General features: G+C 69.8%; 29 protein-coding genes and 1 pseudogene. 10 read left to right on the forward strand and 20 right to left on the reverse strand.

What is annotated here, in order from left to right; all coding sequences use genetic code 11:
- Window positions 1–89: 89 nt before the first annotated feature.
- The 5 genes from ftsH to dacB form a co-directional block, all read right to left on the reverse strand.
- A complete protein-coding gene (gene ftsH, locus AC1P0E_RS14750) occupies window positions 90–2123 on the reverse strand; it encodes an ATP-dependent zinc metalloprotease FtsH (RefSeq protein ID WP_482742620.1) in 2034 nt (677 codons plus the stop codon).
- A gap of 197 nt (window positions 2124–2320) precedes the next feature.
- The gene (gene hpt / locus AC1P0E_RS14755) at window positions 2321–2860 is read right to left on the reverse strand and encodes a hypoxanthine phosphoribosyltransferase (RefSeq protein WP_344495412.1); all 540 of its coding nucleotides are present in this window, start codon (window positions 2858–2860) and stop codon (window positions 2321–2323) included.
- A 44-nt stretch (window positions 2861–2904) separates the two neighbouring features.
- Entirely contained in the window at window positions 2905–3954 is a 1050-nt protein-coding gene (gene tilS, locus AC1P0E_RS14760) for a tRNA lysidine(34) synthetase TilS (protein ID WP_482742621.1), read from the reverse strand.
- A 175-nt stretch (window positions 3955–4129) separates the two neighbouring features.
- Window positions 4130–5260 (reverse strand): zinc-dependent metalloprotease, encoded by a 1131-nt coding sequence (locus AC1P0E_RS14765; RefSeq protein ID WP_482742622.1) that lies wholly within the window; start codon window positions 5258–5260, stop codon window positions 4130–4132.
- A 76-nt stretch (window positions 5261–5336) separates the two neighbouring features.
- Complete coding sequence (dacB, locus tag AC1P0E_RS14770; RefSeq protein ID WP_482742623.1) at window positions 5337–6770, reverse strand: D-alanyl-D-alanine carboxypeptidase/D-alanyl-D-alanine endopeptidase; 1434 nt, start codon at window positions 6768–6770, stop codon at window positions 5337–5339.
- Window positions 6771–6947: 177 nt separating this feature from the next.
- Between dacB and AC1P0E_RS14775 the strand changes: the two genes are divergently transcribed.
- Both AC1P0E_RS14775 and AC1P0E_RS14780 read left to right on the forward strand, forming a co-directional pair.
- A complete protein-coding gene (locus AC1P0E_RS14775; protein WP_069930540.1) occupies window positions 6948–7442 on the forward strand; it encodes an inorganic diphosphatase in 495 nt (164 codons plus the stop codon).
- A 175-nt stretch (window positions 7443–7617) separates the two neighbouring features.
- Complete coding sequence (locus tag AC1P0E_RS14780; protein WP_482742624.1) at window positions 7618–9309, forward strand: threonine/serine exporter family protein; 1692 nt, start codon at window positions 7618–7620, stop codon at window positions 9307–9309.
- 35 nt (window positions 9310–9344) lie between these two features.
- On the opposite strand, the gene AC1P0E_RS14785 is transcribed toward AC1P0E_RS14780, so the two are convergent.
- On the reverse strand, window positions 9345–10043 hold the full coding sequence (locus AC1P0E_RS14785) for a DedA family protein (RefSeq protein ID WP_482742625.1): 699 nt from the start codon (window positions 10041–10043) through the stop codon (window positions 9345–9347).
- Window positions 10044–10188: 145 nt separating this feature from the next.
- Between AC1P0E_RS14785 and AC1P0E_RS14790 the strand changes: the two genes are divergently transcribed.
- Window positions 10189–10554, forward strand: a complete 366-nt coding sequence (locus AC1P0E_RS14790; RefSeq protein ID WP_482742626.1) for a YbjQ family protein — start codon at window positions 10189–10191, stop codon at window positions 10552–10554.
- A 67-nt stretch (window positions 10555–10621) separates the two neighbouring features.
- Here the strand turns inward: AC1P0E_RS14790 and AC1P0E_RS14795 are convergent, their stop codons facing one another.
- Window positions 10622–11380, reverse strand: a complete 759-nt coding sequence (locus tag AC1P0E_RS14795; protein ID WP_482742627.1) for a MerR family transcriptional regulator — start codon at window positions 11378–11380, stop codon at window positions 10622–10624.
- Window positions 11381–11505: 125 nt separating this feature from the next.
- Between AC1P0E_RS14795 and gad the strand changes: the two genes are divergently transcribed.
- Window positions 11506–12939: a glutamate decarboxylase gene (gene gad, locus AC1P0E_RS14800; RefSeq protein ID WP_482742628.1), complete on the forward strand. Its 1434-nt coding sequence runs from the start codon at window positions 11506–11508 to the stop codon at window positions 12937–12939.
- Window positions 12940–13086: 147 nt separating this feature from the next.
- Here the strand turns inward: gad and AC1P0E_RS14805 are convergent, their stop codons facing one another.
- From AC1P0E_RS14805 to AC1P0E_RS14830, 6 genes are all read right to left on the reverse strand, one after another.
- Window positions 13087–13896 carry an ABC transporter permease gene (locus AC1P0E_RS14805; RefSeq protein WP_482742629.1) on the reverse strand — a complete coding sequence of 270 codons (810 nt, stop codon included), beginning with the start codon at window positions 13894–13896 and terminating at the stop codon, window positions 13087–13089.
- Complete coding sequence (locus tag AC1P0E_RS14810; protein ID WP_482742630.1) at window positions 13893–14849, reverse strand: ATP-binding cassette domain-containing protein; 957 nt, start codon at window positions 14847–14849, stop codon at window positions 13893–13895. Before AC1P0E_RS14810 ends, AC1P0E_RS14805 begins: the two co-directional genes overlap by 4 nt.
- 84 nt (window positions 14850–14933) lie before the next feature.
- Window positions 14934–15551 carry a PadR family transcriptional regulator gene (locus tag AC1P0E_RS14815; protein ID WP_482742631.1) on the reverse strand — a complete coding sequence of 206 codons (618 nt, stop codon included), beginning with the start codon at window positions 15549–15551 and terminating at the stop codon, window positions 14934–14936.
- A 62-nt stretch (window positions 15552–15613) separates the two neighbouring features.
- Window positions 15614–16171, reverse strand: coding sequence for a DinB family protein (locus AC1P0E_RS14820; protein ID WP_482742632.1), 558 nt, complete (start codon window positions 16169–16171; stop codon window positions 15614–15616).
- Window positions 16172–16254: 83 nt separating this feature from the next.
- Window positions 16255–17712, reverse strand: coding sequence for an aldehyde dehydrogenase family protein (locus AC1P0E_RS14825; RefSeq protein ID WP_482742633.1), 1458 nt, complete (start codon window positions 17710–17712; stop codon window positions 16255–16257).
- Between the two features lie 63 nt (window positions 17713–17775).
- The gene (locus tag AC1P0E_RS14830; RefSeq protein ID WP_482742634.1) at window positions 17776–18639 is read right to left on the reverse strand and encodes a helix-turn-helix domain-containing protein; all 864 of its coding nucleotides are present in this window, start codon (window positions 18637–18639) and stop codon (window positions 17776–17778) included.
- Window positions 18640–18982: 343 nt separating this feature from the next.
- Here AC1P0E_RS14830 and AC1P0E_RS14835 point away from each other — a divergent pair, with 343 nt between their 5' ends.
- Window positions 18983–19501: an ATP-binding protein gene (locus AC1P0E_RS14835; protein ID WP_482742635.1), complete on the forward strand. Its 519-nt coding sequence runs from the start codon at window positions 18983–18985 to the stop codon at window positions 19499–19501.
- Between the two features lie 52 nt (window positions 19502–19553).
- Here AC1P0E_RS14835 and AC1P0E_RS14840 read toward each other — a convergent pair whose 3' ends face one another.
- The 5 genes from AC1P0E_RS14840 to rpmG all read right to left on the reverse strand — a co-directional run bounded on the left by AC1P0E_RS14840 (window position 19554) and on the right by rpmG (window position 21766).
- Window positions 19554–19796: a DUF397 domain-containing protein gene (locus AC1P0E_RS14840; protein ID WP_189715548.1), complete on the reverse strand. Its 243-nt coding sequence runs from the start codon at window positions 19794–19796 to the stop codon at window positions 19554–19556.
- Between the two features lie 117 nt (window positions 19797–19913).
- A complete protein-coding gene (gene rpsR, locus AC1P0E_RS14845; RefSeq protein ID WP_482742636.1) occupies window positions 19914–20150 on the reverse strand; it encodes a 30S ribosomal protein S18 in 237 nt (78 codons plus the stop codon).
- Between the two features lie 8 nt (window positions 20151–20158).
- Window positions 20159–21307, reverse strand: a complete 1149-nt coding sequence (locus AC1P0E_RS14850; protein ID WP_482742637.1) for a CobW family GTP-binding protein — start codon at window positions 21305–21307, stop codon at window positions 20159–20161.
- On the reverse strand, window positions 21304–21552 hold the full coding sequence (locus AC1P0E_RS14855; RefSeq protein ID WP_482742638.1) for a type B 50S ribosomal protein L31: 249 nt from the start codon (window positions 21550–21552) through the stop codon (window positions 21304–21306). The genes AC1P0E_RS14850 and AC1P0E_RS14855 overlap by 4 nt, the downstream gene beginning before the upstream one ends.
- Window positions 21553–21601: 49 nt before the next feature.
- Window positions 21602–21766, reverse strand: a complete 165-nt coding sequence (gene rpmG / locus AC1P0E_RS14860; protein ID WP_069927669.1) for a 50S ribosomal protein L33 — start codon at window positions 21764–21766, stop codon at window positions 21602–21604.
- Window positions 21767–21816: 50 nt separating this feature from the next.
- Between rpmG and rpmB the strand changes: the two genes are divergently transcribed.
- The 3 genes from rpmB to AC1P0E_RS14875 are packed head-to-tail and all read left to right on the forward strand — an operon-like array spanning window position 21817 to window position 22894.
- On the forward strand, window positions 21817–22053 hold the full coding sequence (rpmB, locus tag AC1P0E_RS14865) for a 50S ribosomal protein L28 (protein WP_482742639.1): 237 nt from the start codon (window positions 21817–21819) through the stop codon (window positions 22051–22053).
- A complete protein-coding gene (gene rpsN / locus AC1P0E_RS14870; RefSeq protein WP_482742640.1) occupies window positions 22053–22358 on the forward strand; it encodes a 30S ribosomal protein S14 in 306 nt (101 codons plus the stop codon). Before rpmB ends, rpsN begins: the two co-directional genes overlap by 1 nt.
- A 38-nt stretch (window positions 22359–22396) precedes the next feature.
- Complete coding sequence (locus AC1P0E_RS14875) at window positions 22397–22894, forward strand: hypothetical protein (RefSeq protein ID WP_482742641.1); 498 nt, start codon at window positions 22397–22399, stop codon at window positions 22892–22894.
- Window positions 22895–22982: 88 nt separating this feature from the next.
- On the opposite strand, the gene AC1P0E_RS14880 is transcribed toward AC1P0E_RS14875, so the two are convergent.
- Both AC1P0E_RS14880 and AC1P0E_RS14885 read right to left on the reverse strand, forming a co-directional pair.
- A complete protein-coding gene (locus tag AC1P0E_RS14880; protein ID WP_482742642.1) occupies window positions 22983–24194 on the reverse strand; it encodes a DUF2786 domain-containing protein in 1212 nt (403 codons plus the stop codon).
- Entirely contained in the window at window positions 24194–24607 is a 414-nt protein-coding gene (locus AC1P0E_RS14885; protein ID WP_215133708.1) for a winged helix-turn-helix transcriptional regulator, read from the reverse strand. The genes AC1P0E_RS14880 and AC1P0E_RS14885 overlap by 1 nt, the downstream gene beginning before the upstream one ends.
- An 87-nt stretch (window positions 24608–24694) precedes the next feature.
- Here AC1P0E_RS14885 and AC1P0E_RS14890 point away from each other — a divergent pair, with 87 nt between their 5' ends.
- Both AC1P0E_RS14890 and AC1P0E_RS14895 read left to right on the forward strand, forming a co-directional pair.
- Window positions 24695–25528 carry an NAD(P)H-binding protein gene (locus tag AC1P0E_RS14890; RefSeq protein WP_482742643.1) on the forward strand — a complete coding sequence of 278 codons (834 nt, stop codon included), beginning with the start codon at window positions 24695–24697 and terminating at the stop codon, window positions 25526–25528.
- A gap of 73 nt (window positions 25529–25601) precedes the next feature.
- Window positions 25602–25936, forward strand: a pseudogene (locus AC1P0E_RS14895) (ATP-binding cassette domain-containing protein); the annotation flags it as partial.
- Between the last annotated feature and the right edge of the window lie 3 nt (window positions 25937–25939).

Here is a 25939-nt window from a genome sequence, read left to right on the forward strand (position 1 = left end):
CGGGCGGAGTCATGAAAACGCCGCGTCCCCCAGGCTAAAACCTGGGGGACGCGGCGTTCATTCCGGGCCCCGCGCGGGGGCCGGGACGATCAGCTCTCGGGGCGCTCCTCGGGGACCGCCTCGGTGGCCGGGGTGTCCACAGGGCCGGCCGTCACCGCGGGAGTCACACCGTTGGCAGTGGCGCCATTGGTGAGGGAGAGCTCCTTCGGGGAAAGCACCGGCGGCCGCGTGGACGGCATACGGCGGGAAGAACCGGTCCACGCGGGGCGGGCCGGGCGCTTCACGATCGGGCTGAAGATCTCGGCGATCTCCTCCTTGTTCAGCGTCTCCTTCTCGAGGAGGGCCAGAACCAGGTTGTCGAGAACGTCGCGGTTCTCGACGAGGATCTCCCACGCTTCGTTGTGCGCGGTCTCGATGAGCTTCTTGACCTCTTCGTCGACCAGCGCGGCGACCTCTTCCGAGTAGTCGCGCTGGTGACCCATGTCACGGCCCAGGAACGGCTCGGAGCCGTCCTGGCCGAACTTGATCGCGCCGAGGCGCTCGGTCATGCCGTACTGCGTGACCATCGCGCGGGCCGTGGTGGTGGCCTTCTCGATGTCGTTCGAAGCGCCCGTGGTCGGGTCGTGGAACACGAGTTCCTCGGCCGCACGGCCGCCCATCATGTAGGCGAGCTGGTCCAGCATCTCGTTGCGCGTGGTCGAGTACTTGTCCTCGTCCGGGAGCACCATCGTGTAACCGAGGGCACGCCCGCGGGACAGGATGGTGACCTTGTGCACCGGGTCGCTGTTCGGGGAAGCCGCCGCGACCAGGGCGTGTCCGCCCTCGTGGTACGCGGTGATCTTCTTTTCCTTCTCGCTCATGATCCGGGTCCGCTTCTGCGGTCCGGCCACGACGCGGTCGATCGCCTCGTCCAAGGAGTGGTTGTCGACCAGCTTCTTGTTCGTACGGGCGGTCAGCAGCGCGGCTTCGTTCAGCACGTTCGCCAGGTCGGCGCCGGTGAAGCCGGGGGTGCGACGGGCGACGGCCCGAAGGTCGACCTCCGGCGTGACCGGCTTGCCCTTCGCGTGCACCTTGAGGATCTCCAGGCGCCCCAGCAGGTCCGGACGGTCGACCGCGATCTGCCGGTCGAAACGGCCCGGGCGCAGCAGCGCCGGGTCGAGGATGTCCGGCCGGTTGGTGGCGGCGATCAGGATCACGCCGCCCTTCACGTCGAAGCCGTCCATCTCGACGAGCAGCTGGTTGAGCGTCTGCTCGCGCTCGTCGTGACCGCCGCCCATACCGGCGCCGCGGTGACGGCCGACGGCGTCGATCTCGTCGACGAAGACGATCGCCGGAGCGTTCGCCTTGGCCTGCTCGAAGAGGTCACGCACACGGGAGGCACCGACACCGACGAACATCTCGACGAAGTCGGAACCGGAGATCGAGTAGAACGGGACGCCGGCCTCGCCCGCGACAGCACGCGCGAGCAGCGTCTTGCCCGTACCGGGCGGGCCGTAGAGCAGCACACCCTTGGGGATCTTGGCGCCGACGGCCTGGAACTTCGCCGGCTCCTGGAGGAACTCCTTGATCTCGTGGAGCTCCTCGACCGCCTCGTCGGCGCCCGCCACATCGGAGAACGTCGTCTTCGGGGTGTCCTTGGTGATGAGCTTGGCCTTGGACTTCCCGAACTGCATGACCCGGGAGCCGCCGCCCTGCATCTGATTCATCAGGAACAGGAAGACGACCACGATGAGGACGAAGGGGAGCAGGGAGAGCAGGATCCCGACGAACGGGTTCTGCTTGGAGGGGGAGACCGTGTAGCCCTTGTCGATGTCCCCACTGTCGAACTTCGACTGCAGCTTGTTGGCGAGCGCGACGCCCTGGTCGCCGATGTAGCTCGCCTGGATCTTGCTGCTGTCCTTGACCTTCTGGCCGTCGTTCAGCTCGACCTTGATGACTTGTTCGTCACCGGTGGTCAGCTTGGCCTGCTTGACCTGGTTCTTGTCGATCGCCTGGACGACCTCGGCAGTGTCCACCGTCTTGTAGCCGCCGGACGAGCCGACAACCTGCATCAACACGACCACGGCGAGGACGGCCAGCACGATCCACATGACCGGCCCACGGAAGTATCGCTTCACGTCCATCCATACGGGGCGGTAGTCGCCCCGTCCCTCCTGCCCGTAGGTAAATGCTGCTGTTTAAAAAGACTGTTCTTCGGACGGTACCCCAGCATTGTCACCCGCGACTGCCGGGGACGGCTGACGAACCTGCCTTCCCATGCTCCAACGGCGGGGCAAGGGTGGAGGTTCCCGGCAAGTGACGCCCGGCTCCGCGCGTGGGCTCAGCCGCCGTAGACGTGCGGGGCGAGAGTGCCGACGAAAGGAAGGTTCCGGTACTTCTCGGCGTAGTCAAGGCCGTAACCGACGACAAACTCGTTCGGAATGTCGAAGCCGGCCCACTTCACGTCGAGCTGGACCTTCGCCGCCTCGGGCTTGCGCAGCAGCGTGCAGACGTTCAGGGACGCGGGCTCGCGCGATCCGAGGTTCGACAGCAGCCAGGAGAGCGTCAGGCCCGAGTCGATGATGTCCTCGACGATCAGGACGTGCTTGCCCTTGATGTCGGTGTCGAGATCCTTGAGGATGCGGACCACGCCGGAGGACTGGGTGCCGGCGCCGTACGACGAGACCGCCATCCAGTCCATCGTGACGGGGGTGGAGAGCGCGCGCGCCAGGTCCGCCATCACCATGACGGCGCCCTTGAGGACACCCACGATGAGCAGGTCCTTGCCCGCGTACTCCGCATCGATCTTCGCGGCCAGCTCGGCCAGCTTCGCGTCGATTTCTTCCTTGGTGATGAGCACCGACTTGAGGTCGGTGCCCATGTCCTTCTCGTCCACCGGGGTCACTTTCGTAGTGCTTCAGCGCATCAGCCCTGCCGGATGACCAGTCTGCCACCCTGCCGCTGCGCCTCCACCCGGCCGGGGAGGTTGATGACCCCCTGCCCGCGCCAGCCGGTGATCAGCCGGTCGACCTCTTCGACGTGCCGTGCGAAGAGGGACCCGGCCGGTGAGCCCGCGGAGATGGCCGCCCGGCGCAGGACCCGGCGGCGTACGGCCGGGGGCAGGGCGTAGAGCTTGACGCACAGCAACTGGCCGGAGCCGTCCCGTACGGACGCGTCCGCCTCGGCGGCCCAGTCGTCCAGGGCGTCGGCGTCGTCCCGGGAGAGCTGCGCGGTGCGGGCGAGAGCCTCGACGACTCCTTTGCCGAGCGCCTTCTCCAGGGCCGGCAGGCCTTCGTGCCGCAGCCGTGAGCGGGTGTAGGCGGGGTCGGTGTTGTGCGGGTCGTCCCAGACGGGCAGCGACTGCACCATGCAGGCCTTGCGGGCGGTCTGCCGGTCGATCTGGAGGAACGGCCTGCGGTAGCGCCCCGCGCCGGTCACGGCGGCCATGCCGGACAGCGAGCGGATGCCGGAGCCGCGGGCGAGGCCGAGCAGGACCGTCTCCGCCTGGTCGTCGCGCGTATGGCCGAGCAGGACGGCGGCGGCGCCGTGGTGCTCGGCGGCGGCGTCCAGGGCGGCGTAGCGGGCGTCGCGGGCGGCCGCTTCGGGGCCGCCGCCGCGGCCGACGGTCACCGCGACGGCCTCGACTGGGTCGAGGCGCAGTGCGGCGAGGCGGTTGACGACCTCGGCGGCCCGCGTGTCGGAGCCTTCCTGGAGGCCGTGGTCGACCGTGACGCCGCCGGCCCGGATACCGAGCTTGGGCGCCTCGAAGGCGAGAGCGGAGGCGAGCGCCATGGAGTCGGCGCCGCCGGAGCACGCCACCAGCACGAGCGGCGCAGGAGGCGGCTCGTGCTGGGCCGCGCCGGGCGCGGCGCCCGCCGTGGTGCGCGGGGTGGTGTCGGCGATGTCGGTGAGGATGTCGTGGAGTACGCGGCGGACCGCCAGGCGTATCGCTGCGACCGCAGGATGGGGACCCATGTCCGGTGCCCTTCGGTGAAGTTGGGGGTGCCTCGGGAGGAGAAGCCAGTCACTCAGAGTGCGTTGATGGTGACAGAGCCGGGCCATTCCCCGAGCATTGCACGCCTACCCAGCGCCTACGGTCCCTCGGATGGGTGATTGGAAGGGCGTTCCCCTGCCGTCGGCCGCACCCGTATTACGACTCTGCCTTACGGTGCACCCGCGCGACCCAGTCCGCCGGTTTGGCGATCTCCGCCTTGGTGGGGAGGGTGTTCGGCGAGGTCCAGACCCGGTTGAAGCCGTCCATTCCGACCTCCTCCACCACAGCCCGTACAAACCGCTCACCGTCACGGTACTGCCGGAGCTTGGCGTCCAGGCCGAGCAGCTTGCGCAGGGCCATGTCCAGGCGGCTGGCGCCGCGCGCCCTGCGCTGCTGGAACTTCTCGCGGATCTCGGCGACGGACGGCACCACGTCGGGCCCCACACCGTCCATCACGAAGTCGGCGTGGCCCTCGAGCAGCGACATGACGGCGGTCAGGCGGCCCAGGATCTCGCGCTGGGCGGGGGTCTGGACGATCTCGACGAGGCTGCGGCCGCCGTCCTCGCCCGCCTCGCCCTCGGGGCGGCCGCCGGCCAGCGACTGGGCCGCTTCCCGCAGGCGCTCCAGAACGGTCATCGGGTCGACCTCGGTCTCGCCGAGGAACGACTGGATTTCGCCCTCCAGGTGGTCGCGCAGCCAGGGCACCGCCGTGAACTGGGTGCGGTGGGTCTCCTCGTGCAGGCAGACCCAGAGCCGGAAGTCGTGCGGGTCCACTTCGAGCTCCCGCTCGACGTGGACGATGTTCGGGGCGACGAGCAGCAGGCGGCCGCCACCGGTCCCGGCGGGGAGCTCGCGGGAGGGCGGGGCGAAGGTCTCGTACTGCCCGAGGACGCGCGAGGCGAGGAAGGACAGCAGCATGCCGACCTCGACGCCGGTCACCTTGCCGCCGACCGCGCCGAGCACGGCGCCGCCGGGTCCGTTGCCCCGGCGTTCCTGCATCTTGTCCAGGAGCGGGCGCAGGACTTCCCTGAACCCGGCGACGTTCGCCCGGATCCAGCCGGCCCGGTCGACGACGAGGACCGGGGTGTCCTGTGGCTCGTGCCCTTCGGGGATCATCCGCGTGAAGGCGCGGACATGCTCCTCCGACGCCTTGGCGTGCCGGCGGAGCTCGGCGACGACGGCTCGCGCCTCGTCCCGGCTCACGTCGGGACCTGGCCTCACCAGTCGGGTCGCGGTCGCCACCGCGAGGTTCCAGTCGACCATCTCCGCACCACCGATGCTCGTCATGCGTCAACCGTACGTTGTCGACCCGCTCGGCGGTCAGGTGTTGTGCTCCACCCGTAGCCCTGAACTTCGTCGGGGTTCAGGTACGTCCCGGTCGGCCGGCGGACGGCTCGCAGCCGCAGTTGGCGATCGTGGAGGCGAGCCGGTCCAGGGCCGACTGGGCGGCTTGGGGGCCTGTGGTGCCCGAGGTGAGGAAGGCGAAGGAGAGGAGCCGGCCGTCCGCGTCGACGACGGTTCCGGCCAGCGTGTTCACGCCGCGGAGGGTGCCGGTCTTGGCGCGGACCATGCCCGTACCGGGTGAGTCCTTGGCGTACCGGCTCTTCAGGGTGCCGCTGAAACCGGCCACCGGCAGGCCCGTCAGTACGGGCCGCAGTTCGGGGCGCGCCGGGTCGGCCGCGCGGGAGAGGAGGCCGGAAAGCAGTGCCGCGGACATGCGGTCGTCGCGGTCCAGGCCGCTGCCGTCGGCGAAACGGGCGCCGGACAGCGGCAGTTCGAGCTTCTTGAGCCGGGCCTCGACGGCCTTGCCGGCGCCTTCGAAACTGGCCGGTTCGTCCGATGCGAGCGCGGTCTGGCGGGCCAGGGCCTCGGCGATGTCGTTGTCGCTGTTGGTGAGCGCGCGCTCGACGAGGGCGGACAGCGGCGCGGACAGGGCCCTGGCGACCGGTTCTGCGTTGTCAGGGTTGACGGGGCCCTTCCCGGGTGCCGGGCCGCCCTTCGCCTCGACGCCGCGCTCGCGCAGCATTTCCGCGAACGCGCGGGCGGCGTCACCCGCGGGGTCGGCGCTGCGTGGGGCGGGGCCGCTGTGGGAGCCGTCGAGCCGGCCCTCCTCGATCATCAGGGGGCTGACGGGGCTGATGTTCTCGTTGGGGCCGATGGGGTGAAGGTCGGGGCCCGAGTACAGCGTGGCGTCGTAGGCGAGCTCCGTCTCGTCGGCGCCGCGGTCCCGCAGCGCTCGTACGGTGTCGTCGGCCAGGGAGGCCAGGGAGTCCCGGTCCAGCGTGGGGTCGCCGCCACCGACGAGAACGGTCTTCTTGCCGTCGGGGGACGCGGTGACGGTGGTGGCGATGCGGTGGTCGGGGCCGAGCGCGGACAGCGCGGCGACCGCCGTCGCGATCTTGATCGTGGAGGCCGGAACCATCCCGTCCGTCTCGCCCTTCCCGTACACCTGTGTGCCGGTCGCGGTGTCGATCACCGACGCGGTACGGCGCGTGCCGAGCGCGGGATCGCGCAGCAGCGGGTCCAGGGCGTCCGCGAGGCCGCTCTCGGCGGGCGGCGGTACGGGCATGCCGAGCGCGGTGAGCACGCCGGGCGCGCTGGGGGCGGGCGCCGGGACGCCGCGCGCCGGTGACTCGTGATGTGCGCCACCCGTACCGTCCTGGGAGGCGGCCCACGCCCGCTCGGCCTTACGCTGACCGGAGTCCCAGGGGCCCGCCGCGGCCACCGCCCCGGCGGAGAGGGCGAGACCGGTCACAGCCGCGATCGTCGCGAGCTGCCACGTTTTGCGCTCCGGCACCTCGGACCAGCCCCTTTCGCGATCACACACCTGCGTGAGGGACACTTAACCACTGCGTGTTGCCGGGAGCATGACGCCCCGGCTCGTCCGGCCTACCGATCCGGCCGACGGTCCGGGCTCGCCCCCGGAAGGACGCGGCACCACTCGGAGTATGTGCTGATCATGGAGGAACCACCCGTGGAGTTCGACGTCACCATCGAGATTCCGAAGGGTTCGCGGAACAAGTACGAGGTGGACCACGAGACCGGCCGGATCCGCCTGGACCGTCGACTCTTCACTTCCACGAGCTACCCGGCGGACTACGGCTTCGTCGAGAACACCCTCGGCGAGGACGGCGACCCGCTGGACGCGCTCGTACTGCTCGACGAGCCCACGTTCCCCGGCTGTGTCATCAAGTGCCGCGCGATCGGCATGTTCCGGATGACCGACGAGGCCGGCGGCGACGACAAGCTGCTGTGCGTCCCGGCGTCGGACCCGCGGGTTGAGCACCTGCGCGACATCCACCACGTGTCGGAGTTCGACCGCCTGGAGATCCAGCACTTCTTCGAGGTCTACAAGGACCTGGAGCCCGGCAAGTCCGTAGAGGGCGCCGACTGGGTCGGCCGCACCGAGGCCGAGGCCGAGGTCGAGGCCTCCTACAAGCGCCTGCAGGCGCAGGGCGGCAGCCACTGACGAGGCCCTGGGCTCGACTGACATCACGGCGGGCGGTGCATCCCAATGGGGGTGCACCGCCCGCCGCGTGTTGAGCGGCGCGCAAGAGGAGGGAGTCCGTCCGCATACTGGGCATGTCTGGCCATGGCTTGGGCATACGAACGTACTGGATCAAGGAATCGAAGCGAGGCAAGTAGTGGCGGAGCCGAAGCGCGGCGGCAGCGGAGCCGAGAGTGAGGGCCCCGAGGACCGCAAGCCGCAGTCGGACGAGGCGCGCAGCGCTTTCACTCCGCCGGCCGGGGTGGAGCAGCCGGAACTGTCCGAGGAGGACAGCCCGACCTCCGAGTTCGCCCTGCCCGAGGGGCTGACCACGGGCGAGTATCCCGTCCCGCCGGAGGCGTCGGCCTTCGACACCCCCTCCACCTACAACGCCCGCAACGCGCCGCCCGCGTTCACCCCGGCCTACGGGGTGCCCGTGGTCCGGCTGACCAAGGAGGCGCCCTGGCAGGACCGGATGCGTACGCTGCTGCGCATGCCGGTCGGCGACCGCCCGGTGCCGGAGCCGGTGCAGCGGCACGACGACGCCGGGCCCGCCGTACCGCGCGTGCTGGACCTGACGCTGCGTATCGGGGAGCTGCTGCTCGCGGGCGGCGAGGGCGCCGAGGACGTCGAGGCGGCGATGTTCGGTGTGAGCCGGGCGTACGGTCTCGACCGCTGCGAGCCGAACGTCACCTTCACCCTGCTGTCGATCTCGTACCAGCCGTCACTGGTGGAGGACCCGGTCACGGCGAGCAGGACCGTACGCCGCCGGGGCACCGACTACACCCGGCTGGCGGCGGTCTACCACCTCATCGACGACATCACGTCGCCGGACACCGACGTCACGCTGGAGGAGGCGTACCGCACTCTCGCGGAGATACGCCGTAACCGTCACCCGTACCCGGGCTGGGCGCTGACGGCGGCCAGCGGGCTGCTGGCCGGTGCGGCCTCCGTGCTGGTCGGCGGTGGGCCCGTGGTGTTCCTGGCGGCCGCGATCGGAGCGATGCTCGGTGACCGGCTGGCGTGGCTGTGCGCTGGGCGCGGACTGCCGGAGTTCTACCAGTTCGTGGTGGCGGCGATGCCGCCCGCCGCCATAGGGGTGGCGCTCACGCTCGCTCCGACGACGACGATGTGGGACGTGCGGCCGTCCGCGGTGATCACCGGTGGGCTGTTCGCGCTGCTGCCGGGGCGGGCCCTGGTCGCGGGCGTGCAGGACGGCCTGACCGGCTACTACATCACCGCGTCGGCACGACTGCTCGAAGTCATGTACTTCTTCATCGCGATCGTCATCGGCGTGCTGCTCGTGCTCTATCTGGGAGTGCAGCTGGATGCCAATCTGCACGCGGCGACGGCGCTGGAGACGGTCGAGCGTCCGGTGACGCAGATCCTGGCGTCGATGCTGCTCTGCTTCGCCTTCGCGATCCTGCTCCAGCAGGAACGTAACACCGTGCTGATCGTGACCCTGAACGGCGGAGTCGCCTGGCTGGTGTACGGCGCGATGCATGATGTCGGCGAGATCTCGCAGGTGGCGTCGACGGCTGTCGCGGCCGGCCTGGTGGGTCTCTTCGGGCAGCTGTTCTCGCGCTACCAGTACGCCTCGGCGCTGCCGTACGTCACGGCGGCGATCGGTCCGCTGCTGCCGGGTTCGGCGACGTACTTCGGACTGCTGGGCATCGCCCAGAACGACCTGAACAAGGGCCTCGCGTCCCTGTCGAGCGCGGCGGCCCTGTCGTTGGCCATCGCGATCGGGGTGAATCTCGGTGGCGAGATCTCCCGGCTGTTCCTGAAGATGCCGGGGGCGGGCCGTGGGGCCAGCCGCCGCGCGGCCAAGCGGACGCGCGGCTTCTGAGGTCCTCTGCCGGAGGTCAGCGCCGCTGCACGGGGTCAGCGCTTGGCGTGGCGGCCGCGCGCGGCCGGGGGCGTGCCGTCGGCAGGACCGCCGCCCTCGGCGGCCGCGGCCTTCTTGTTCTTGCTGCGGGCGCGCAGGTACTCGATGGCGATCGGGAGGACCGAGACCAGCACGATCAGGATCAGGATCGCTTCGATGTTCTTGTGGACGAACTCGACCTTGCCGAGCGCGGCGCCGAGCAGCGTGACGCCCGCGCCCCACAGCACACCGCCGATGATGTTGTACGTGACGAACGAGCGGTAGTTCATCCTGCTCACGCCGGCGATGATCGGCGTGAAGGTGCGGACGATCGGCACGAAGCGGGCCAGGACCAGCGACTTCGGGCCGTACTTCTCGAAGAATTCGTGCGCCTTCTCGACGTTCTCCTGCTTGAAGAGCCGGGAGTCCGGGCGGGTGAAAAGCGCAGGGCCGACCTTGCGGCCGAAGAGATAGCCGACCTGGTCACCGATGATCGCCGCGAGGACGACCAGCGTGCAGACCAGCCACAGCGGGGTGTCGAGGGCGCCCGTGGTCACCAGCAGGCCGGTGGTGAACAGCAGCGAGTCGCCCGGCAGGAAGAAGCCGATGAGCAGGCCGGACTCGGCGAACACGATGACCAGGAGGCCGATCAGGCCGAACTGCTCCAGCAGATAGTTCGGCTCCAGCCAGCTCGGTCCGAGCGCAAGCGTATTCACGGGTACCGGGCTCCAGGGTGGGATCGTCTGCGGGTGTGCTGCCCAAAGCTATCAACGCCACCGGGGTGCTCCTGGTTCCAGTAGGCCCCAGGGGATGCGCGGGGACCGAAGTACGGCAAAGCTGGGCGCCAGGAGGTGGATGCGGATGGGCATCGAGGATTACGGCGGCGGGCCGGAAGCGCAGTCCGACGTACTGGTGGTCACCACGAACGACGCACCCGGCTACCGGGTGGACCGGGTGATCGGAGAGGTCTTCGGCCTGACGGTGCGCTCACGGCACCTGGGCAGCCAGATCGGCGCCGGGCTGAAGTCGATGATCGGCGGCGAGCTCAAGGGACTCACCAAGACACTGGTCGAGACGCGCAACCAGGCGATGGAACGGCTCGTGGAGCAGGCCAGGGCGCGGGGCGCGAACGGTGTGCTGATGATGCGTTTCGACGTGGCCGACGCGGCCGACGTGGGAACCGAGGTGTGCGCGTACGGCACCGCGGTCGTCCTCACCAAGGAGTGACGGCGGGTTCGTGTACGGCTCCGGGGCGCCTCCGGGGCCGTACGCGCACCTTTAGCGCCGCCGTGCGTCAAACGTGGCGGGCGGCGTTGGCGAGGATCGCCGCGCGCAGATAGGCGGCCAGGCCGGACTTCGCCGCGTCGATGGACGTGGTGAAGCGCTCGTCGGCGACGTACATCTCGGCGAGGCAGACGTGCATGTCGTAGCCGCAGTCGTAGTGATTGCGGCTGATCCAGGAGCGATGCTCCTCCGCGAGGTCCATGGCCCGGACCGAGTCGGGCGGGGCGCCGGCCTCCATGGCGGCGACCAGGCGGGCGGTGGTCTCCTCACCCTCCGCCTTGATCCGCAGCCAGTCCTCCTTGGTGTACGCCGCGGTCCTGCGCCGCGACTCCTTGTACTCCTCGCTGGTGCCCCAGCGCTGCTCGGTCTCCTCGGCGTACTGCTCCGGGTCGTGGTCGCCGAAGACCTCGAACTTCTCTTCCGGGGTGAGGTTGATGCCCATCTTCCGTGCCTCCATGGCGGTTTCGACGGCGGCGGCCATCTTCTGCAGTTTCGCGATCCGGCCGGACAGCAGCTCGTGCTGGCGCCGCAGGTGCTCCCGCGGGTCCGCGGCCGGGTCGTCGAGGAGGGCCGCCACCTCGTCGAGCGGGAAGCCGAGCTCCCGGTAGAACAGGATCTGCTGCAGCCGGTCGAGGTCGGCGTCGTCATAGCGCCGGTGGCCCGCGTGGCTGCGGCCGCTCGGGGAGAGCAGTCCGATCTCGTCGTAGTGGTGCAGCGTGCGCACCGTCACTCCGGCGAATCCGGCGACCTGTCCCACGGAGTAGCTCATCGCTTCCGCTCCTTACTTGTTCCTCTTCGCGGTACGCGTCTCAGCCTGAGCCCTCACGTCACGTGAGGTGCAAGCCCTGTTCTTTTGGAGTGTTACGTCCACTTATTCACCCTTATGGTGAGCGCATGGCACTTCACCGAGGCGGTACCGGCGGGGACGGCACGGGCCGGGACAGCCAGCAGCACCGCAGGCTTGCCTTGAACCCCTTCTACGGCGCGGCCGACCCCGTGGGCGACATGGCGGCCGCTCCGCCGAAGCACCGGCTGCCCGACGGACCCATGGCTCCGGCCACGGCGTATCAGCTCGTGCACGACGAGCTGATGCTCGACGGCAACTCCCGGCTCAATCTCGCCACCTTCGTCACCACCTGGATGGAGCCCCAGGCGGGCGAGCTGATGGGCGAGTGCCGCGACAAGAACATGATCGACAAGGACGAGTACCCGCGCACCGCCGAGTTGGAGCGGCGGTGTGTCGCCATGCTCGCCGGCCTCTGGAACGCACCGGACCCGACGGCGGCCGTGGGCTGCTCGACGACCGGGTCCAGCGAGGCGTGCATGCTCGCCGGAATGGCCCTCAAGCGCCGCTGGGCGACGAGAAACGCCGGCCGGTATCCGGGCGAGGCCCGGCCCAACCTGGTGATGGGCGTCAACGTGCAGGTCTGCTGGGAGAAGTTCTGCAACTTCTGGGAGGTCGAGGCGCGCCAAGTACCCATGGAGGGCGAGAGGTTCCACCTCGACCCGCAGGCCGCCGCCGCGCTCTGCGACGAGAACACCATCGGTGTGGTGGCGGTGCTGGGCTCCACCTTCGACGGCTCGTACGAACCCGTCGCCGAGATCTGCGCGGCCCTGGACGACCTCCAGGAGCGCACGGGGCTCGACGTACCCGTGCATGTGGACGGGGCATCCGGGGCGATGGTCGCTCCCTTCCTCGACGAGGACCTGGTCTGGGACTTCCGGCTGCCGAGGGTCGCTTCCATCAACACCTCGGGGCACAAGTACGGCCTGGTCTATCCCGGGGTCGGCTGGGCGCTGTGGCGCTCGCCCGCCGAACTCCCGGAGGAACTGGTCTTCCGGGTCAACTACCTGGGCGGCGACATGCCGACCTTCGCGCTCAACTTCTCCCGGCCCGGGGCGCAGGTGGTCGCGCAGTACTACACCTTTCTGCGGCTCGGCCGGGACGGATACCGGGCTGTGCAGCAGGCGTCCAGGGACGTGGCGCGCGGGCTCGCGGAGCGGATCGAGGCGATGGGCGACTTCCGGCTCCTCTCGCGGGGCGACGAGTTGCCGGTGTTCGCGTTCACGACCGCCGCCGATGTGAGGGGCTTCGACGTCTTCGACGTGTCGCGGCGGCTGCGGGAGCGGGGGTGGCTGGTGCCGGCGTACACGTTTCCCGAGAACCGGGAGGATCTCGCCGTCCTGCGGGTCGTGTGCCGCAACGGCTTCTCCGCGGATCTCGCCGGGCTGCTCGTGGAGAGCCTCGAGCAGGTGCTGCCCGAACTGCGGGCGCAGACGCACCCGGCGACCCGTGACGCGGCGGCCGCGACGTCCTTCCACCACTGAGCCCCCCGGTGCGGCCTCCGGCGGAACGCCGGACAGCTGGATCTGCCGGTCAGTTCTCGCAGGTGCCCAGCGTGCTCGCGGTCCGCGGTGGACCGGTTCTCCTGCTGATACACCGCAGACCGCGCCCGGGTTCCACTTCTCAAGCCATCAGTGGCTCAGCCGCCCGAACCTCCGTACCGCCAGCGGAAAGAACACCGCCACCAGCACCACCGGCCACACCACGGCCAGCAGCCCCGCATGTTCCGCGGGCCAGGAGTTGCCGACCGCCGCCGGGTTGCCGAAGAGTTCCCGTACCGCCGTGGCCGTCGCCGACAGCGGGTTCCATTCGACCACCGCACCGAGCCAGCCCGGCATCGACTCCGGCGTCGCGAAGGCGTTGGAGAGGAAACCCACCGGCCAGACCAGGATCTGCACCGCCTGCACCATCTCCGGCCTGCCCGCGACCATCGCCAGCTGGATGCCGATCCACAGCATCGCGAAGCGCAGCAGCAACAACAGCCCGATCGCGCCCAGGAATCCGAGCAGTCCGCCGTGCCAGCGCCAGCCGATCGCGTAGCCGACGGCGACCATGACCACCAGGCCGGCCGCCGACTGCAGCATGTCCGCGACCGCGCGCCCCACCAGCACCGCGCCCGAAGTCATCGGCATCGAGCGGAACCGGTCGATCACCCCCTTGTTGAGGTCCTGGGTGACCGCGAGCATCGTCGCCTCCAGGCCGAAAGCCATGGTCAGCGCCAGCATCCCGGGCACCAGGAAGTCGACGTAATCCCCCGAGACCCCCTTCCCGCCGCCGATCAGGAACCCGAACATCAGCAGCAGCATCACCGGGAACACCAGGCCGACGGCGACCTGGACCGGCTGCCGCCCCCAGTGCGCGAGTTCGCGCCGCGTCATGGTCCAGGAATCGGCGACCGCCCACCCGACCGTGTCCGCACTGCCCGCACTGCCCGCACTCATGCCGCGACCTTCTTCGTCTCGCCGGTTTCCTTCGTGAGGTGCAGGAACACCTCGTCGAGCGTCGGCCGGCGCAGAGCGATGTCCTCCGCCTCGATCCCGGCCGCCTCCAGCGCCCGTACGGTCCCGGTCAGCGCCGCCATCCGGTCCGCCACCGGCGCGCTGATCCGCCGCCGGTCCGCGTCCGTCTCCGCGTCGGGGCCCATCAGCGCGGCCGCCGCGCCCAGTTGACGTACGTCGTGCAGCACCACGTCGATCCGGTCGCCGCCGACCTTGCCCTTCAGCTCGTCGGGCGTGCCCTCCGCGACGGCCCTGCCCCGGTCGACCACCGTGATCCGGTCGGCCAGCTGGTCGGCCTCCTCCAGATACTGCGTCGTGAGCAGTACGGTCGTACCTCCGCCGACCAGCGACCGCACCGCGCCCCACACCTCCGCGCGCCCGCGCGGGTCGAGCCCGGTCGTCGGCTCGTCCAGGAACAGCACCTGCGGGTCGGTGATGAGCGAGGCCGCCAGGTCGAGCCGCCGCCGCATGCCTCCGCTGTACTTCCCGACCGCCTTGCGCCCCGTGTCCGCGAGCCCGAACCGCTCGAGAAGCTCGTCCGCCCGCGCGCCCGCCCTGCGCGCCCCCAGGTGGTACAGCCGCCCGAACATCTCCAGGTTCTGCCGCCCGCCCAGCTCCTCGTCCACCGCCGCGTGCTGCCCGAGCAGCCCGATCCGCCGCCGCACCTCACCGGCCTGCGACCGTACGTCGTACCCGGCCACCTCCACCCGTCCCGCGTCGTGCCGCAGCAGCGTCGCCATGATCCGGACGATCGTGGTCTTGCCCGCGCCGTTGGGCCCCAGCACGCCGTGCACCGTGCCGCGCCCCACCACCAGGTCGAGCCCGTCCAGGGCCCGCTTCTCCCCGTACCGCTTCTGTGCTCCTTCGACGACGATCGCCGCGTCGACTTCAGCCAATGCGATTCAACCCCTCCATGCCCTGTAGTCAAACTTGACTACAGGGTCGAAGGTAAACCACCCTCCCACATTCGTCAAACTTGATTAGCTGGCGTACGGGTTCTCCTGACCCTCCGCGAGCACGCCCACGAAGGGATCACCGCCCTCGCCCGCGAAGGAGTACGCCCCGCCCTCGATCCGCGCGATCAGGCCGCGCGTCCACTCGGCCCCCGCGTCCGACGAGTGGACCCACATGTTCATGATTTCGCCGATGTGGCCGATCGACTCGGGCCCGTCCTCCGGCGTGTAGTACTCGGTGACGGCCGACCGCCACTCCTCCAGCCCCCGCACCCGCTTCTTGAGCAGTTCGACCACCTCGGCCCGTTCGAGGTCGACGATGAAGCCGATGCCCGCCGACAGCACGTCCATCTTCTGGTCGTAGGTCGTCAGAGCCTCGCGGAGCAGCGCGAAGTACTCCTCCGTGCCCTTCTCCGTGACCTCGTACTCCGTCCGCGGCGGCCCGCCCGCCGTGCTCGGCGCGATCTCGTGGGCGTGCAGCAGTCCCTGCTTGGCCATCTGCTTCAGCGCGTGATAGATCGACCCGGGCTTGGCGCTCGACCACTCGTGGGCGCCCCAGTACTCCAGGTCGTTGCGTACTTGATAGCCGTGCGCACGCCCGTGCTGACGAACGGCGCCGAGGACCAGCAGCCTGATCGCTGACATCGCCGCACCCCACCCTTCTACTCAACTTTGATCAGAGAGTAGCGGGTGCGGCGCGAGGAGGATCAGCCCCAGGTCTCCCCACGCTCCAGAGCCACCAGCTCGAACGCCGTTCTGCCGTCCAGGCTCTGGCGGACGATGTCGGCGTGGCCGGCGTGGCCGGCGTGCCGGGACATCTCGGTGATCACCCGGAGCAGCAGCCAGCGCATCGACACCCGCTGCGAGTCGGGGAACCACGGGGCGTCGGGCAGCGGAAAGGCGTCGTCCAGGCTGGGCACCGAGCGGGTGAACACCTCGGTCTGCCGCGCGACCTTCTCCCAGTACGCCAGCCGGCCCTCGACCGTCTCGCCCCCCACCAGCCGGTAGCTCTCGCCCGCGTCCGCCTCGGACCGCTCGACCTCCGGCGCCACCCGCTGCGCCAGTGCCAGCCAGCTCTGCTCGGTCTCGGAGACGTGCTTGAGCAGCCCGGACAGCGACAGCTCGCTCGCGCTCGGCGTGGTGGCCGCCTGCTCGTCCGTCAGGCCGATCAGCGCCCTGCGGATGCCACCGCGCTCGGCGTCCAGGAAGGCAAGGAGCGCGCCACGCTCGTCGCCGTGGGCCTCTGGGTTCACGTGTACGACCATGATGTCCGCCTCTTGCCGTCGCCGAACTGACAAGAACCACGCTACGAACCCTTGCGGACAGGGCCTGTCCGCGACGACGGACCTCAGAACGGAAAGTGCGTCCGGCCGTGCTGCACCGAAATCCACTTCTGCGTGGTGAAGGCCTCCACCGCCGAGTCCCCGTTGAGCCGCCCGATCCCCGAGAACTTCTCGCCGCCGAAGGCCACCTGCGGTTCGTCCTGGACGGTCGAGTCGTTGATGTGGATCATCCCGGTCTCGACGCGCTTCGCGAACCGCACGCCCCGCTCCAGGTTCCCCGTGTGGACCGCCCCGCTCAGCCCGTACTGGCTGTCATTGGCTATCCGTACGGCCTCTTCCTCGCCGTCGAAGGAAATCAGCAGCACCACGGGGCCGAAGATCTCCTGCGCCAGGATCGGCGAGTCGGCCGGCAGCCCGTTCAGTACGGTCGGCTCGACGAGATTGCCGCGCGTGGACCCCTGCACGAGCGCGGTCGCGCCCTCCGCGAGCGCCTGCTCCACCAGTCCCGTCAGCGCGTCCGCCTGGAAGGTGTTGATGACCGGGCCTATATGGGTCCTGGCGTCGGCCGGGTCGCCGGTCACCAGGGACCGCACCTTCGCGACGAACTTCTCCGTGAACTCCGCCTCGACCGACCGGTCCACCAGGATCCGGTTGGCGGCCATGCAGACCTGCCCCTGGTACACGAAGCGGCTGAAGACCGCGGCGTCCACGGCGTAGTCGATGTCCGCGTCGTCCAGGACGACCAGCGCGCTGTTGCCGCTCAGTTCGAGCACCGCGCGCTTGAAGTGGCTCGCGGCGACGGCGGCGATGTGCCTCCCCACCTTGTCGGAGCCGGCGAAGGAGATCACCTTCGGCACCCGGTGCTCTATGAGCGCGTCACCGATCTCCGCGATGTCCGTGACGAGTACGTTCAGCAGGCCGGCCGGCAGCCCCGCGTCCTCGAAGATCTTGGCTATCAGGCCGCCGCCGACGACGGGCGTGTTCTGGTTCGGCTTGATGACGACCGCGTTGCCGAGCGCCAGCGCCGGGGCGACCGACTTGAGCGCCACCAGGAACGGGAAGTTGAAGGGGCTGATGACCCCGACGACGCCGACCGGCAGCCGGTAGACGCGGTTCTCCTTGCCCTCCACGGGCGAGGGCAGGATGTTCCCCTCGGGCCGCAGCGCGGTCTGCATCGCCTCGCGCAGGAACTCCATGGCGAGACGGACCTCGTACGACGCCTTCAGCCGCGTACCACCGAGCTCGTCGATGATCGCCTCGGTGATCTCGTCCTCGCGGTCCTGCGTGATCCGCAGGGCGCGTTCGAGGACGTCCCTCCTGCGGTACGCGCTCGACGCGGCCCAGGCCGGCTGCGCGCGCTCCGCCGCCAGGTAGGCCTCGTCGACCTCGTCCACCGAGGCCACGGTGATCGCGGCGAGCTTCTCCCCGTTGTACGGGTTGAAGTCGATGATGTCCCACGAGCCGCTGCCGGTCCGCCACTCGCCGTCGATGTACTGATGGGCCAGGTCGGTGAAGAAGGACATGCGATCCCTTACTGCAAGGTGTGCAGGTGCGGACTCCTGATAAAACGTCATCCTACTGGCCGGTTACGTAAGTTGGAGCAGACCGCGGAGCACGTCCCTGGTCTCCGCCGCACTCGGACTGTCCTTCTGGAGGCGCTCCATCACCCGCTCGTACTGGGCGACTTCCTCGCGCTTGTCGAGGTAGAGCGCGCTGGTGAGCTGCTCCAGGTAGACGAGGTCCGACAGATCCGACTCGGGGAACTGCAGCATGGTGAACGCGCCGCTCTCGCCCGCGTGGCCGCCGAAGCTGAACGGCATCACCTGGAGCGTGACGTTCGGCCGCTCGGAGACCTCGATGAGGTGCTGCAGCTGCCCCCGCATCACGTTGCGGTCGCCGTACGGCCGGCGCAGTGCGGCCTCGTCCAGTACGGCGTGGAAGTGCGGGGCGCGCTCGGACACCAGCACCTTCTGGCGCTCCAGGCGCAGGGCGACCCTGCGGTCGATCTCGGCCGCGCTCGCGTGCGGTATGCCGCGGGAGACGACGGCGTGCGCGTAGCTCTCGGTCTGCAACAGCCCGTGAACGAACTGGACTTCGTAAATCCGGATGAGGGAGGCGGCACCTTCGAGTCCGATGTACGTCTGGAACCAGCCAGGAAGCACATCGCCGTAACTGTGCCACCAGCCCGCCACGTTGGCCTCCCGCGCCAGGCTCAGCAGCGACTCGCGCTCCGTGCCGTCCGTGACGCCGTAGAGCGTCAGCAGGTCCTCGACGTCCCTGGCCTTGAAGCTCACCCGTCCCAACTCCATGCGGCTGATCTTCGACTCGGATGCTCGGATCGAGTAGCCGGCCGCTTCGCGGGTGACTCCACGCGACTCACGCAGCCGCCTGAGCTGGGATCCCAGCAGGATGCGCCGCACCACGGAGCCGCTCGACTCGCCTGCGGTCACTTCTCCAGCCCTCCCCAGTCCGACAGTTCACTAACGGAGCGACCTCCCCCAGGTGTCCGAGAGCCGCAGTCTGCCATTAAAACGCTTCAGCCCGTACTCATCCGATTACGGAAATGGCAAGAGCTGTACAAGACGCCGAAAGAGGTCGCGGGAAGAAATGAGCAAGAACCGGCACGGGGTCGGACAGGTCCGGCGCGTGCACGTGCATCTGCCCTTGCATCTGCCGTACGCATTCGGAACCATGGTCCGCGCGCACCTGCATGCTCTTTCGTGCTGACGCCGTACTGCCTGACGCCGTACTACCGCTGTATCGCAACGACCGCGAATCCCGGGAGTGCCTCGCATGGGGACGAATGGATCGACCATGCTCGAGCCGTTCGAGCCATTACGGCAGGGCCTTCCACCCATCGACCCCGCCGCCGTCTCCAGCTCGGCCTCCTGCGCGCTGCCTCCCCGGTACGAAGCCGTGCGCGGCGCACGGCAGTTCACCAAGTCGACGCTGTCCCAGTGGGAGCTGGGCGAGTGCTTCGACGACGTGGCCCTGGTCGTCTCCGAGCTCGTCACCAACGCGCTGCGGCACGCGCTGCCGGCCGACACCCCGCGTCCGGGCGAGCAGGACCCTCCCGTACGGCTGCATCTGATGCGCTGGACGTCGCGTCTGGTGTGCGCGGTGCGCGACCCCAGCCACGAGAGCCCGGTGACGCGTGAGGCGGACGACTTCTCCGCCGAGTCCGGACGTGGCTTGTTTCTGGTGGATTCATTCAGCGACAGCTGGGGATGGCACCCGCTCGCCGGCACGCTGAGCGGCAAAGTCGTATGGGCGCTGTTCCGGCTGAGAACCGAGAGAGCCGAGCAGCAGTAACGTTCCGTAGCCGGGCCAGGGCGTGCCGGGGCGGCGGACCGGTTGCTTCCGGTCAGCCGCCGGCCGTCAGGTGGTCGAACTCGCCGTCCTTGATGCCGAGCAGCATCGCCTCGATCTCGGCGGGCGTGTAGACCAGGGCGGGCCCGTCCGGGTGCCGCGAATTGCGGACCGCCACATTCCCGCCCGGCAATTTGGCAAACTCCACACAGGACCCCTGTGAGTTGCTGTGCCTGCTCTTCTGCCAGACCACCCCGTGAAGCTCTGTGGCCGCCATGCCGTTGTACGCGTGGTGCACAGGTCGCTCCCGGAAAGTGCAGATGTCAACTGCCCCGGATCATAGCTTTGTTCACTTGCTGATGCATGGGCAGATGCACGTGCACGCGGGGTGCTCCCCCGGTTACAGATCTCCGGGTCAGCGCGAGGAGTACGGCAACAGGGCCATCTCCCTGGCGTTCTTGATGGCGAGGGTCAGCTGCCGCTGCTGTTGCGCCGAGACCCTTGTCACACGACGGCTGCGGATCTTCCCGCGATCCGAAATGAATTTCCGCAGAAGATCGGTGTCCTTGTAGTCAATGTACGTAATCTTCGCCTCGTCCAGTGGATTGGGGCGGGACTTGAGGGGCTTACGAGGGTCTTTACCTCGGGACAAGCGGGGCATCAGGCCTCCAGAAGGGAATCAAAAGCGGGCGGCAGGAGCTTCCACGCATCACGCCCCGCCGCGTATTCGGCATCGGTCAACAAGCAGGATTCGAGGAGCTCTTCGAGCCCGCCGCGATCGAGTCCCGGCGAAGTGAAGACCAGGTGCTGGCAGCAGTCCCCGTGCTCGGGGTGCCAGTCGAGTGCGGCCGCCGCCCGGCGTACGGGCGGGACCATCTCCCACGCGGCGTCCGGCAGGGACGCCAGCCAGGGCCCCGCGCTCTCCACACACAGCGCGCCGCCCGCCGCGTCCCACGCCATCAGGGTGTCCGGCCGGTCCGCGAGCCAGAAACGGCCCCGGCTGCGAGCGGCCGCGCAGGTGAGATCCTCCAGCGCTTCGTACAACCGCTCCGGGTGGAAGGGTCGGTTCCGGTGCCACACCAGCGTGCCGACGCCCTTGTCGTCCGCGTCCTGCGGGAGCAGCGCGCAGGCCGGGTGCTGGCGGGCCGCCGCCGCCTCGATGTCGAAGCCGGCGAAGGCCGCCTCGGCCAGCTCGCCGGAGGCCGCCCGGACCCGGCGGGCCGTCGGGTGCAGCTGCGCGAGCAGCGCCTCGTCCTGCTCGTCGGCCTCGTCGCTGTCCACCACGGCGAGGACCGGGGCGTACTCCAGCTGGCGCGCCCAGGTGTCGGCGACCGTGCGCTGGTCGGTCGCGGCGGCGGCCAGTCCGGCCTCGGCCAGGTCGTCGCCGCAGCCGAGGTAGGGCAGGAGCAGCGCGGGGTCGACCGCCGTCATGACGGCGGTCAGGTCGAGTACGTCCCCGCCGTGCGCGACGACGACCTCGGCCATCGCCTTCGGCTCGACGGAGTCCCACAGCTCGACGACCGCGAGGCGGGTGAGGCCACTGCCGGCCAGCCGCTCGAGCTCGGGCACGAGGTCTTCGCGCAGTGCGCAGCAGGCGCAGTCGTTGACGAGTGGCGCGTCGCCCGACGAACTCTCACCGAGAGTGTCGCGGACGGTACGGCGTACCGTCCCGTCGGTCGCGGTCGAGAGGTCGTGGTGCAGGGCGACGCTGCCGGGGACCCGGCGCAGGAGTTGCTCCACGACCTCCTTGCGGGCGTCGGAGTGCAGCCCGCCGACGATGACGACGGGCAGCTTTCCCTTCTTACTCACTGCTTCGCCCCGTAGCGGCGCTCGAAGCGCTCCACGCGGCCCGCCGTGTCCAGTACACGCGCCGTGCCCGTGTAGAAGGGGTGGCTCTGCGAGGAGATCTCGACGTCGACGACGGGGTACGTACGGCCGTCCTCCCACTCCACCGTCTTCTCGCTGGTCATGGTGGAACGGGTGAGGAAGGCGAAGCCGCCGGCCTTGTCGCGGAAGACGACGGGGCCGTACGACGGGTGGATTCCGGGCTTCATGAAGTGATGCCCCCTTCTGGTCCGGCTTTTGGTGTGGCTTGTGGCCCGGTCAGCGCTCTTCGCGGAAGTCGACGTGCCTGCGGGCGATGGGGTCGAACTTGCGGAGCGTCATGCGGTCCGGGTCGTTGCGGCGGTTCTTGCGCGTCACGTACGTGTAGCCGGTCCCCGCCGTGGACCTGAGCTTGATGATCGGGCGGACTTCGTTGCGTGCCATGTGGTTAGTATATGGAAATGGTTCCCATTTTCAAAGAGGAGTGATCGACCTTGTCCGCCCACTGCCAGCTGACCGGCGCCCAGCCGGGATTCGGCAACAACATCTCCCACTCGCACCGGCGCACCTCGCGCCGCTTCGACCCGAACATCCAGCGCAAGCGCTACTGGCTGGCGAGTGAGGGCCGCAATGTGCGGCTCGTGCTCAGTGCCCGGGCGATCAAGACGGTCGACCTCATCGGCATCGAGGCGGCCGTGGCCCGTATCCGCGCGCGGGGAGTGAAGGTCTGATGGCGAAGAAGAGCAAGATCGCGCGCAATGAGCGGCGCAAGGCCGTCGTCGAGCGGTACGCCGTACGGCGGGCGGAGTTGAAGGAGATCCTCCGCAGGCCCGCGACGGGCGAGGCCGAGCGGGCCGCCGCGCTGGAGGAGCTGCGCCGCCAGCCGCGCGACGCGAGTGCCACGCGGGTGCGCAACCGGGACAGCGTGGACGGCCGGCCGCGGGGCCACCTCAGGAAGTTCGGGCTCTCCAGGGTGCGGATGCGGGAACAGGCGCATGCCGGTTTCCTCCCCGGAGTGCGCAAGTCCTCCTGGTAGCTTGACGCGTTCCGACCCACCGAGACTGGGAGTCCGAAGTGCGTGAGCTCGTACGTACCGGCGTCGCGGCGGCGGCCCTCGCGGCCGCACTCGTCCTGACCGGCTGCAGCAGCGACAGCGGCGGCAGCCCTGGCGACGACGGGGGCAAGGACAAGGGCGGCAGCGGCAGCACCGGGGAGAGCAGCGCGTCGCCGTCCGGCGGGGGCCAGGGGGCGTCGGCGGACGTCTCCGGGTCCTGGCTGGCGACGACCGACGGCAAGATCGTCGTGCTGACTATCCAGGGTTCCGACGCGGCTGTCGCGGGTGGGCACGTCTGCTCCGGCACGGTCGCCGAGGAGGACAAGGTGACGCTGAAACTCAAGTGCACGGACGGCAACACCGACCGTACGACCGGGGTCGTCACGCCGGGAGCCGGCGGCGGCTCGCTCACGGTGAAGTGGGACAGCGGGATCGAGGACTCGTTCAAGAAGACCGCGGCCGGCGACAAGCTGCCGGAGGGGCTTCCTACGGACATGCCCAAGCTGCCGGGTTCCTGACGTACGACTTACCGGCTTACCGACTTGCGTTTCGGGTCGTACGAGGCCGCGGCTCCTCAGGGGGCCGCGGCCTTCGTCGTCCAGGGAGTCAGCGGGTCACGCCGGGACGGCGCGGCATCGTCGCCCGGTCCGCGGCGGCCGTGCCGTGTTCCCAGCCCGCGTGGTCGTTGACGCCCCGTACCCGCGTCGACGTCGTCTCGGGGAACATCCGCTCCGCGCGGTCCTCCACCGCCACGTCCCGCGCCGCCAGCACCGGCAGCAGCGAGCCGCCCGCCTCCTCGGTGACGTGTTCCGTCGCCTCGGACAGGCGGTGGCCGACCCGGCTGGCGTACGCCGTCAGGAACGCCTGGCGGAAGGCCTTCGTACGCTTGCGGCCGCCCGCCCGCTGGGCCGCCTCCGCACGGGTCATCGCCGCCGTGCCCTGCACGAGGAGGGAGGTGTAGAGCAGCTCGACGGATTCCAGGTCGGGTTCGAAGCCGACGACCGTGGAGAAGCCGAGGCCGCTGTTCCACACCGCGCGGCAGCGGTTCGCGGAGGCGGCGGCGTCGAGCAGTATCGCCTTGGCCGTCTCGTACGGCGCGTCGACACCGATCCGGCAGGCGACCGGCACGTCACCGGTGTGCCCCTGGGCGGCGAGCAGCGCGGCGTCGATGCTGTGGCGCGCCATGAGCTCCTGCGCCTTGGCGGTGAGGGCTTCCGCCTCCTCCGGATAGTCGGTCGCCTCCGCCTTGGCCAGCAGCGCGCGGATGCGGGTGAGCATGCGCGGCTCGTCGGCGGTGAGTGAGTGCGGGCGTACGTGCACGGGTTCGCCCGGGGGCGGGCCCACCGGCTCGATCGTGGGCAGCCGGACGAGGAGGCGGAAGAGCTCCAGGAGCGCCGTGGCGAGCGAGAAGCGGTCCGCCCGCTCGCGGGCCGCGAGGGCGTCGGCGTAACGGTCGTCGCTGCCCCACCACGCCTCGGCCGCCTCCAGGTCGCGGAGCTGTGCCTCCCAGCGGGGGGCCGTTCTTGCGTACCTGCGGTTCTCGGCGGCGATCAGGTCGGTGGTCAGGCGCACGTGGCGGTCGTCGAGGTCGCGGCGGACGATGCGTACGACATCGGCGGGCTGCCAGCCGCGCTCCCAGGCGCGGCGCACGAACTCCTCGCCCCGGCGCAGCAGTTCGCGGCCCGCTTCGGCCCAGGGGGCGGCGGCGGCGAGCGAGGCACCGAGGTCCAGGCCGGCGTTGTCGTCGGCGGCGTACACGGCTGCGGCGACGGCCTTCTCGATCTGTTCCCTCTGTTGCCTCTGCTCCCTCTGTTCCATCAGCGGATTCCCGAGTCCGGGTTGGCCGCGTCCCATGCGCTGCGGCAGTCGGCCATCGCCTCCCGGTGGTCCAGGGACCAGACCGACAGCGCCTTGAGCACGTGAGTGAAGGAGTGGCCCATCGGCGTCAGCTCGTACTCGACCTGCGGCGGAATCGTCGGGTGGACGGTCCGCGAGAGCAGGCCGTCGCGCTCCAGGCGACGGACGGTGAGGGTCAGCATGCGCTGCGAGATGCCGGGCAGGGCGCGCTGGAGCTGCCTGAACCGGCGGATTCCGGCGGCCAGTTCGACCACGACCAGGACCGACCACTTGTCGCCGAGCCGGTCGAGCACGTCGCGGATTCCGCAGTCCTCCTGCGATTCGCCACAGCTGATCACGGGGTCGGTGGTTACTTCCGTGTGCCCCACTGACATCAATGTGCCTCCTTACGCGATCGCGCGCCGCCACCCACGATGGTCCCAGTTACCAAGAGGAACCACGAACGCGGGGAGAGTCATTCCATGTCGAAGATCCTGGTCACCGGTGCGTCCGGTGGTCTCGGGCAGCTCGTTTCACAGCGCCTGGCGGGCCGCGAGGACGTAGTTCTGGGTACGCGGAACCCCGCTCCCGGGGGCCGCCGTATCGACTTCGACGACCCCGCGTCCCTGGTCGAGGGCTTCGCCGGGATCGGGACGCTGCTGCTGATCTCCGCCGGGGAGGGGGAGGACGACGACGTCATCGCACGCCACCAGGCGGCGATCTCCGCCGCCGAGGACGCGGGCGTACGGCACGTCGTCTATACGAGCCTGTCGTCCGACGGTGACCATCTGCCGTACGCGCTCGCGCACCGCTGGACCGAGCGGCGCCTGCGCGGGAGCGGCCGGCTCGACTGGACTGTGCTGCGCAATGGGCTGTACGCCGAGTTCCTGGCCTTCATCGCGGCGCCCGGCCCCGACGGGCGGATCACCGCACCGCTGGGCACCGGGCGGCTCGCCGCGGTGGCACGGGAGGACCTGGCGGAGGTGGCGGCGCGGGTCGCGGTGTCGGCGGCGTCGCATGCCGGGCGTACGTACGAGCTGACCGGGGAACGGGCGCTCGGCGGCGCGGACTTGGCGGCGGCTCTGTCGGTGCCGTACGAGCCGGGGAGCCTGGCGGGGACCAGGGCGGCGATCGCGGGGTCGGGCAATGCCGCGGCCTTCCAGGTACCGATGCTGGTGGGGACGTACTCCGCGATCGCGGGCGGCTTCATGGATGGCAGCGAGGCCGAGGCGAGCGAGCTGGCGCGGCTGCTCGGGCGTGCGCCTCGGCCGGCGCTGGATGTGTATGTGAAGGCGGTGGGCGGCGTAAGCCGGTAGGGGGCGGGCCGGGCATACCCAGGAGTCGGCTCAGCGGTCGTGCCGGCGGGCGTCGGCGCGGAAGTCTGGGCACGTGATCACACCGGCCGTGCGGCTCACCGCACTCCACAGGACATATGGCGAGGTCAGAGCGCTCGACGGAGTCGACATCGGCTTCGGGAGCGGGACTTTCACCGCCGTCATGGGGCCTCGGGTTCCGGGAAATCGACGCTGCTCCAGTGCGCGGCCGGGCTCGACCGGCCCACCTCCGGGACGGTCACCGTCGGCGGCACCGAGCTGGGCGGGCTGGGCGAGCGCGGGCTCACGCTGCTGCGGCGGGACCGGATCGGCTTCGTGTTCCAGGCGTTCAACCTGCTGCCCTCGCTGACCGCCGCCAGGAACCACCAGCGGACGGGCCGGATACCCGGCGTT

The organism is Streptomyces sp. TRD_SC_5, from assembly GCF_056836825.1.

Excerpts from the sequence above, each read along its gene's own strand:
- ftsH (WP_482742620.1), bottom strand. The coding sequence starts at position 2,123 with ATGGACGTGAAGCGATACTTCCGTGGGCCGGTCATGTGGATCGTGCTG.
- hpt (WP_344495412.1), bottom strand. The coding sequence starts at position 2,860 with ATGGGCACCGACCTCAAGTCGGTGCTCATCACCAAGGAAGAAATCGAC.
- tilS (WP_482742621.1), bottom strand. The coding sequence starts at position 3,954 with ATGGGTCCCCATCCTGCGGTCGCAGCGATACGCCTGGCGGTCCGCCGC.
- AC1P0E_RS14765 (WP_482742622.1), bottom strand. The coding sequence starts at position 5,260 with ATGACGAGCATCGGTGGTGCGGAGATGGTCGACTGGAACCTCGCGGTG.
- AC1P0E_RS14790 (WP_482742626.1), top strand. The coding sequence starts at position 10,189 with ATGGGCATCGAGGATTACGGCGGCGGGCCGGAAGCGCAGTCCGACGTA.
- AC1P0E_RS14795 (WP_482742627.1), bottom strand. The coding sequence starts at position 11,380 with ATGAGCTACTCCGTGGGACAGGTCGCCGGATTCGCCGGAGTGACGGTG.
- gad (WP_482742628.1), top strand. The coding sequence starts at position 11,506 with ATGGCACTTCACCGAGGCGGTACCGGCGGGGACGGCACGGGCCGGGAC.
- AC1P0E_RS14805 (WP_482742629.1), bottom strand. The coding sequence starts at position 13,896 with ATGAGTGCGGGCAGTGCGGGCAGTGCGGACACGGTCGGGTGGGCGGTC.
- AC1P0E_RS14815 (WP_482742631.1), bottom strand. The coding sequence starts at position 15,551 with ATGTCAGCGATCAGGCTGCTGGTCCTCGGCGCCGTTCGTCAGCACGGG.
- AC1P0E_RS14820 (WP_482742632.1), bottom strand. The coding sequence starts at position 16,171 with ATGGTCGTACACGTGAACCCAGAGGCCCACGGCGACGAGCGTGGCGCG.
- AC1P0E_RS14825 (WP_482742633.1), bottom strand. The coding sequence starts at position 17,712 with ATGTCCTTCTTCACCGACCTGGCCCATCAGTACATCGACGGCGAGTGG.
- AC1P0E_RS14835 (WP_482742635.1), top strand. The coding sequence starts at position 18,983 with ATGGGGACGAATGGATCGACCATGCTCGAGCCGTTCGAGCCATTACGG.
- AC1P0E_RS14855 (WP_482742638.1), bottom strand. The coding sequence starts at position 21,552 with ATGAAGCCCGGAATCCACCCGTCGTACGGCCCCGTCGTCTTCCGCGAC.
- rpmG (WP_069927669.1), bottom strand. The coding sequence starts at position 21,766 with ATGGCACGCAACGAAGTCCGCCCGATCATCAAGCTCAGGTCCACGGCG.
- rpsN (WP_482742640.1), top strand. The coding sequence starts at position 22,053 with ATGGCGAAGAAGAGCAAGATCGCGCGCAATGAGCGGCGCAAGGCCGTC.
- AC1P0E_RS14880 (WP_482742642.1), bottom strand. The coding sequence starts at position 24,194 with ATGGAACAGAGGGAGCAGAGGCAACAGAGGGAACAGATCGAGAAGGCC.
- AC1P0E_RS14885 (WP_215133708.1), bottom strand. The coding sequence starts at position 24,607 with ATGTCAGTGGGGCACACGGAAGTAACCACCGACCCCGTGATCAGCTGT.
- AC1P0E_RS14890 (WP_482742643.1), top strand. The coding sequence starts at position 24,695 with ATGTCGAAGATCCTGGTCACCGGTGCGTCCGGTGGTCTCGGGCAGCTC.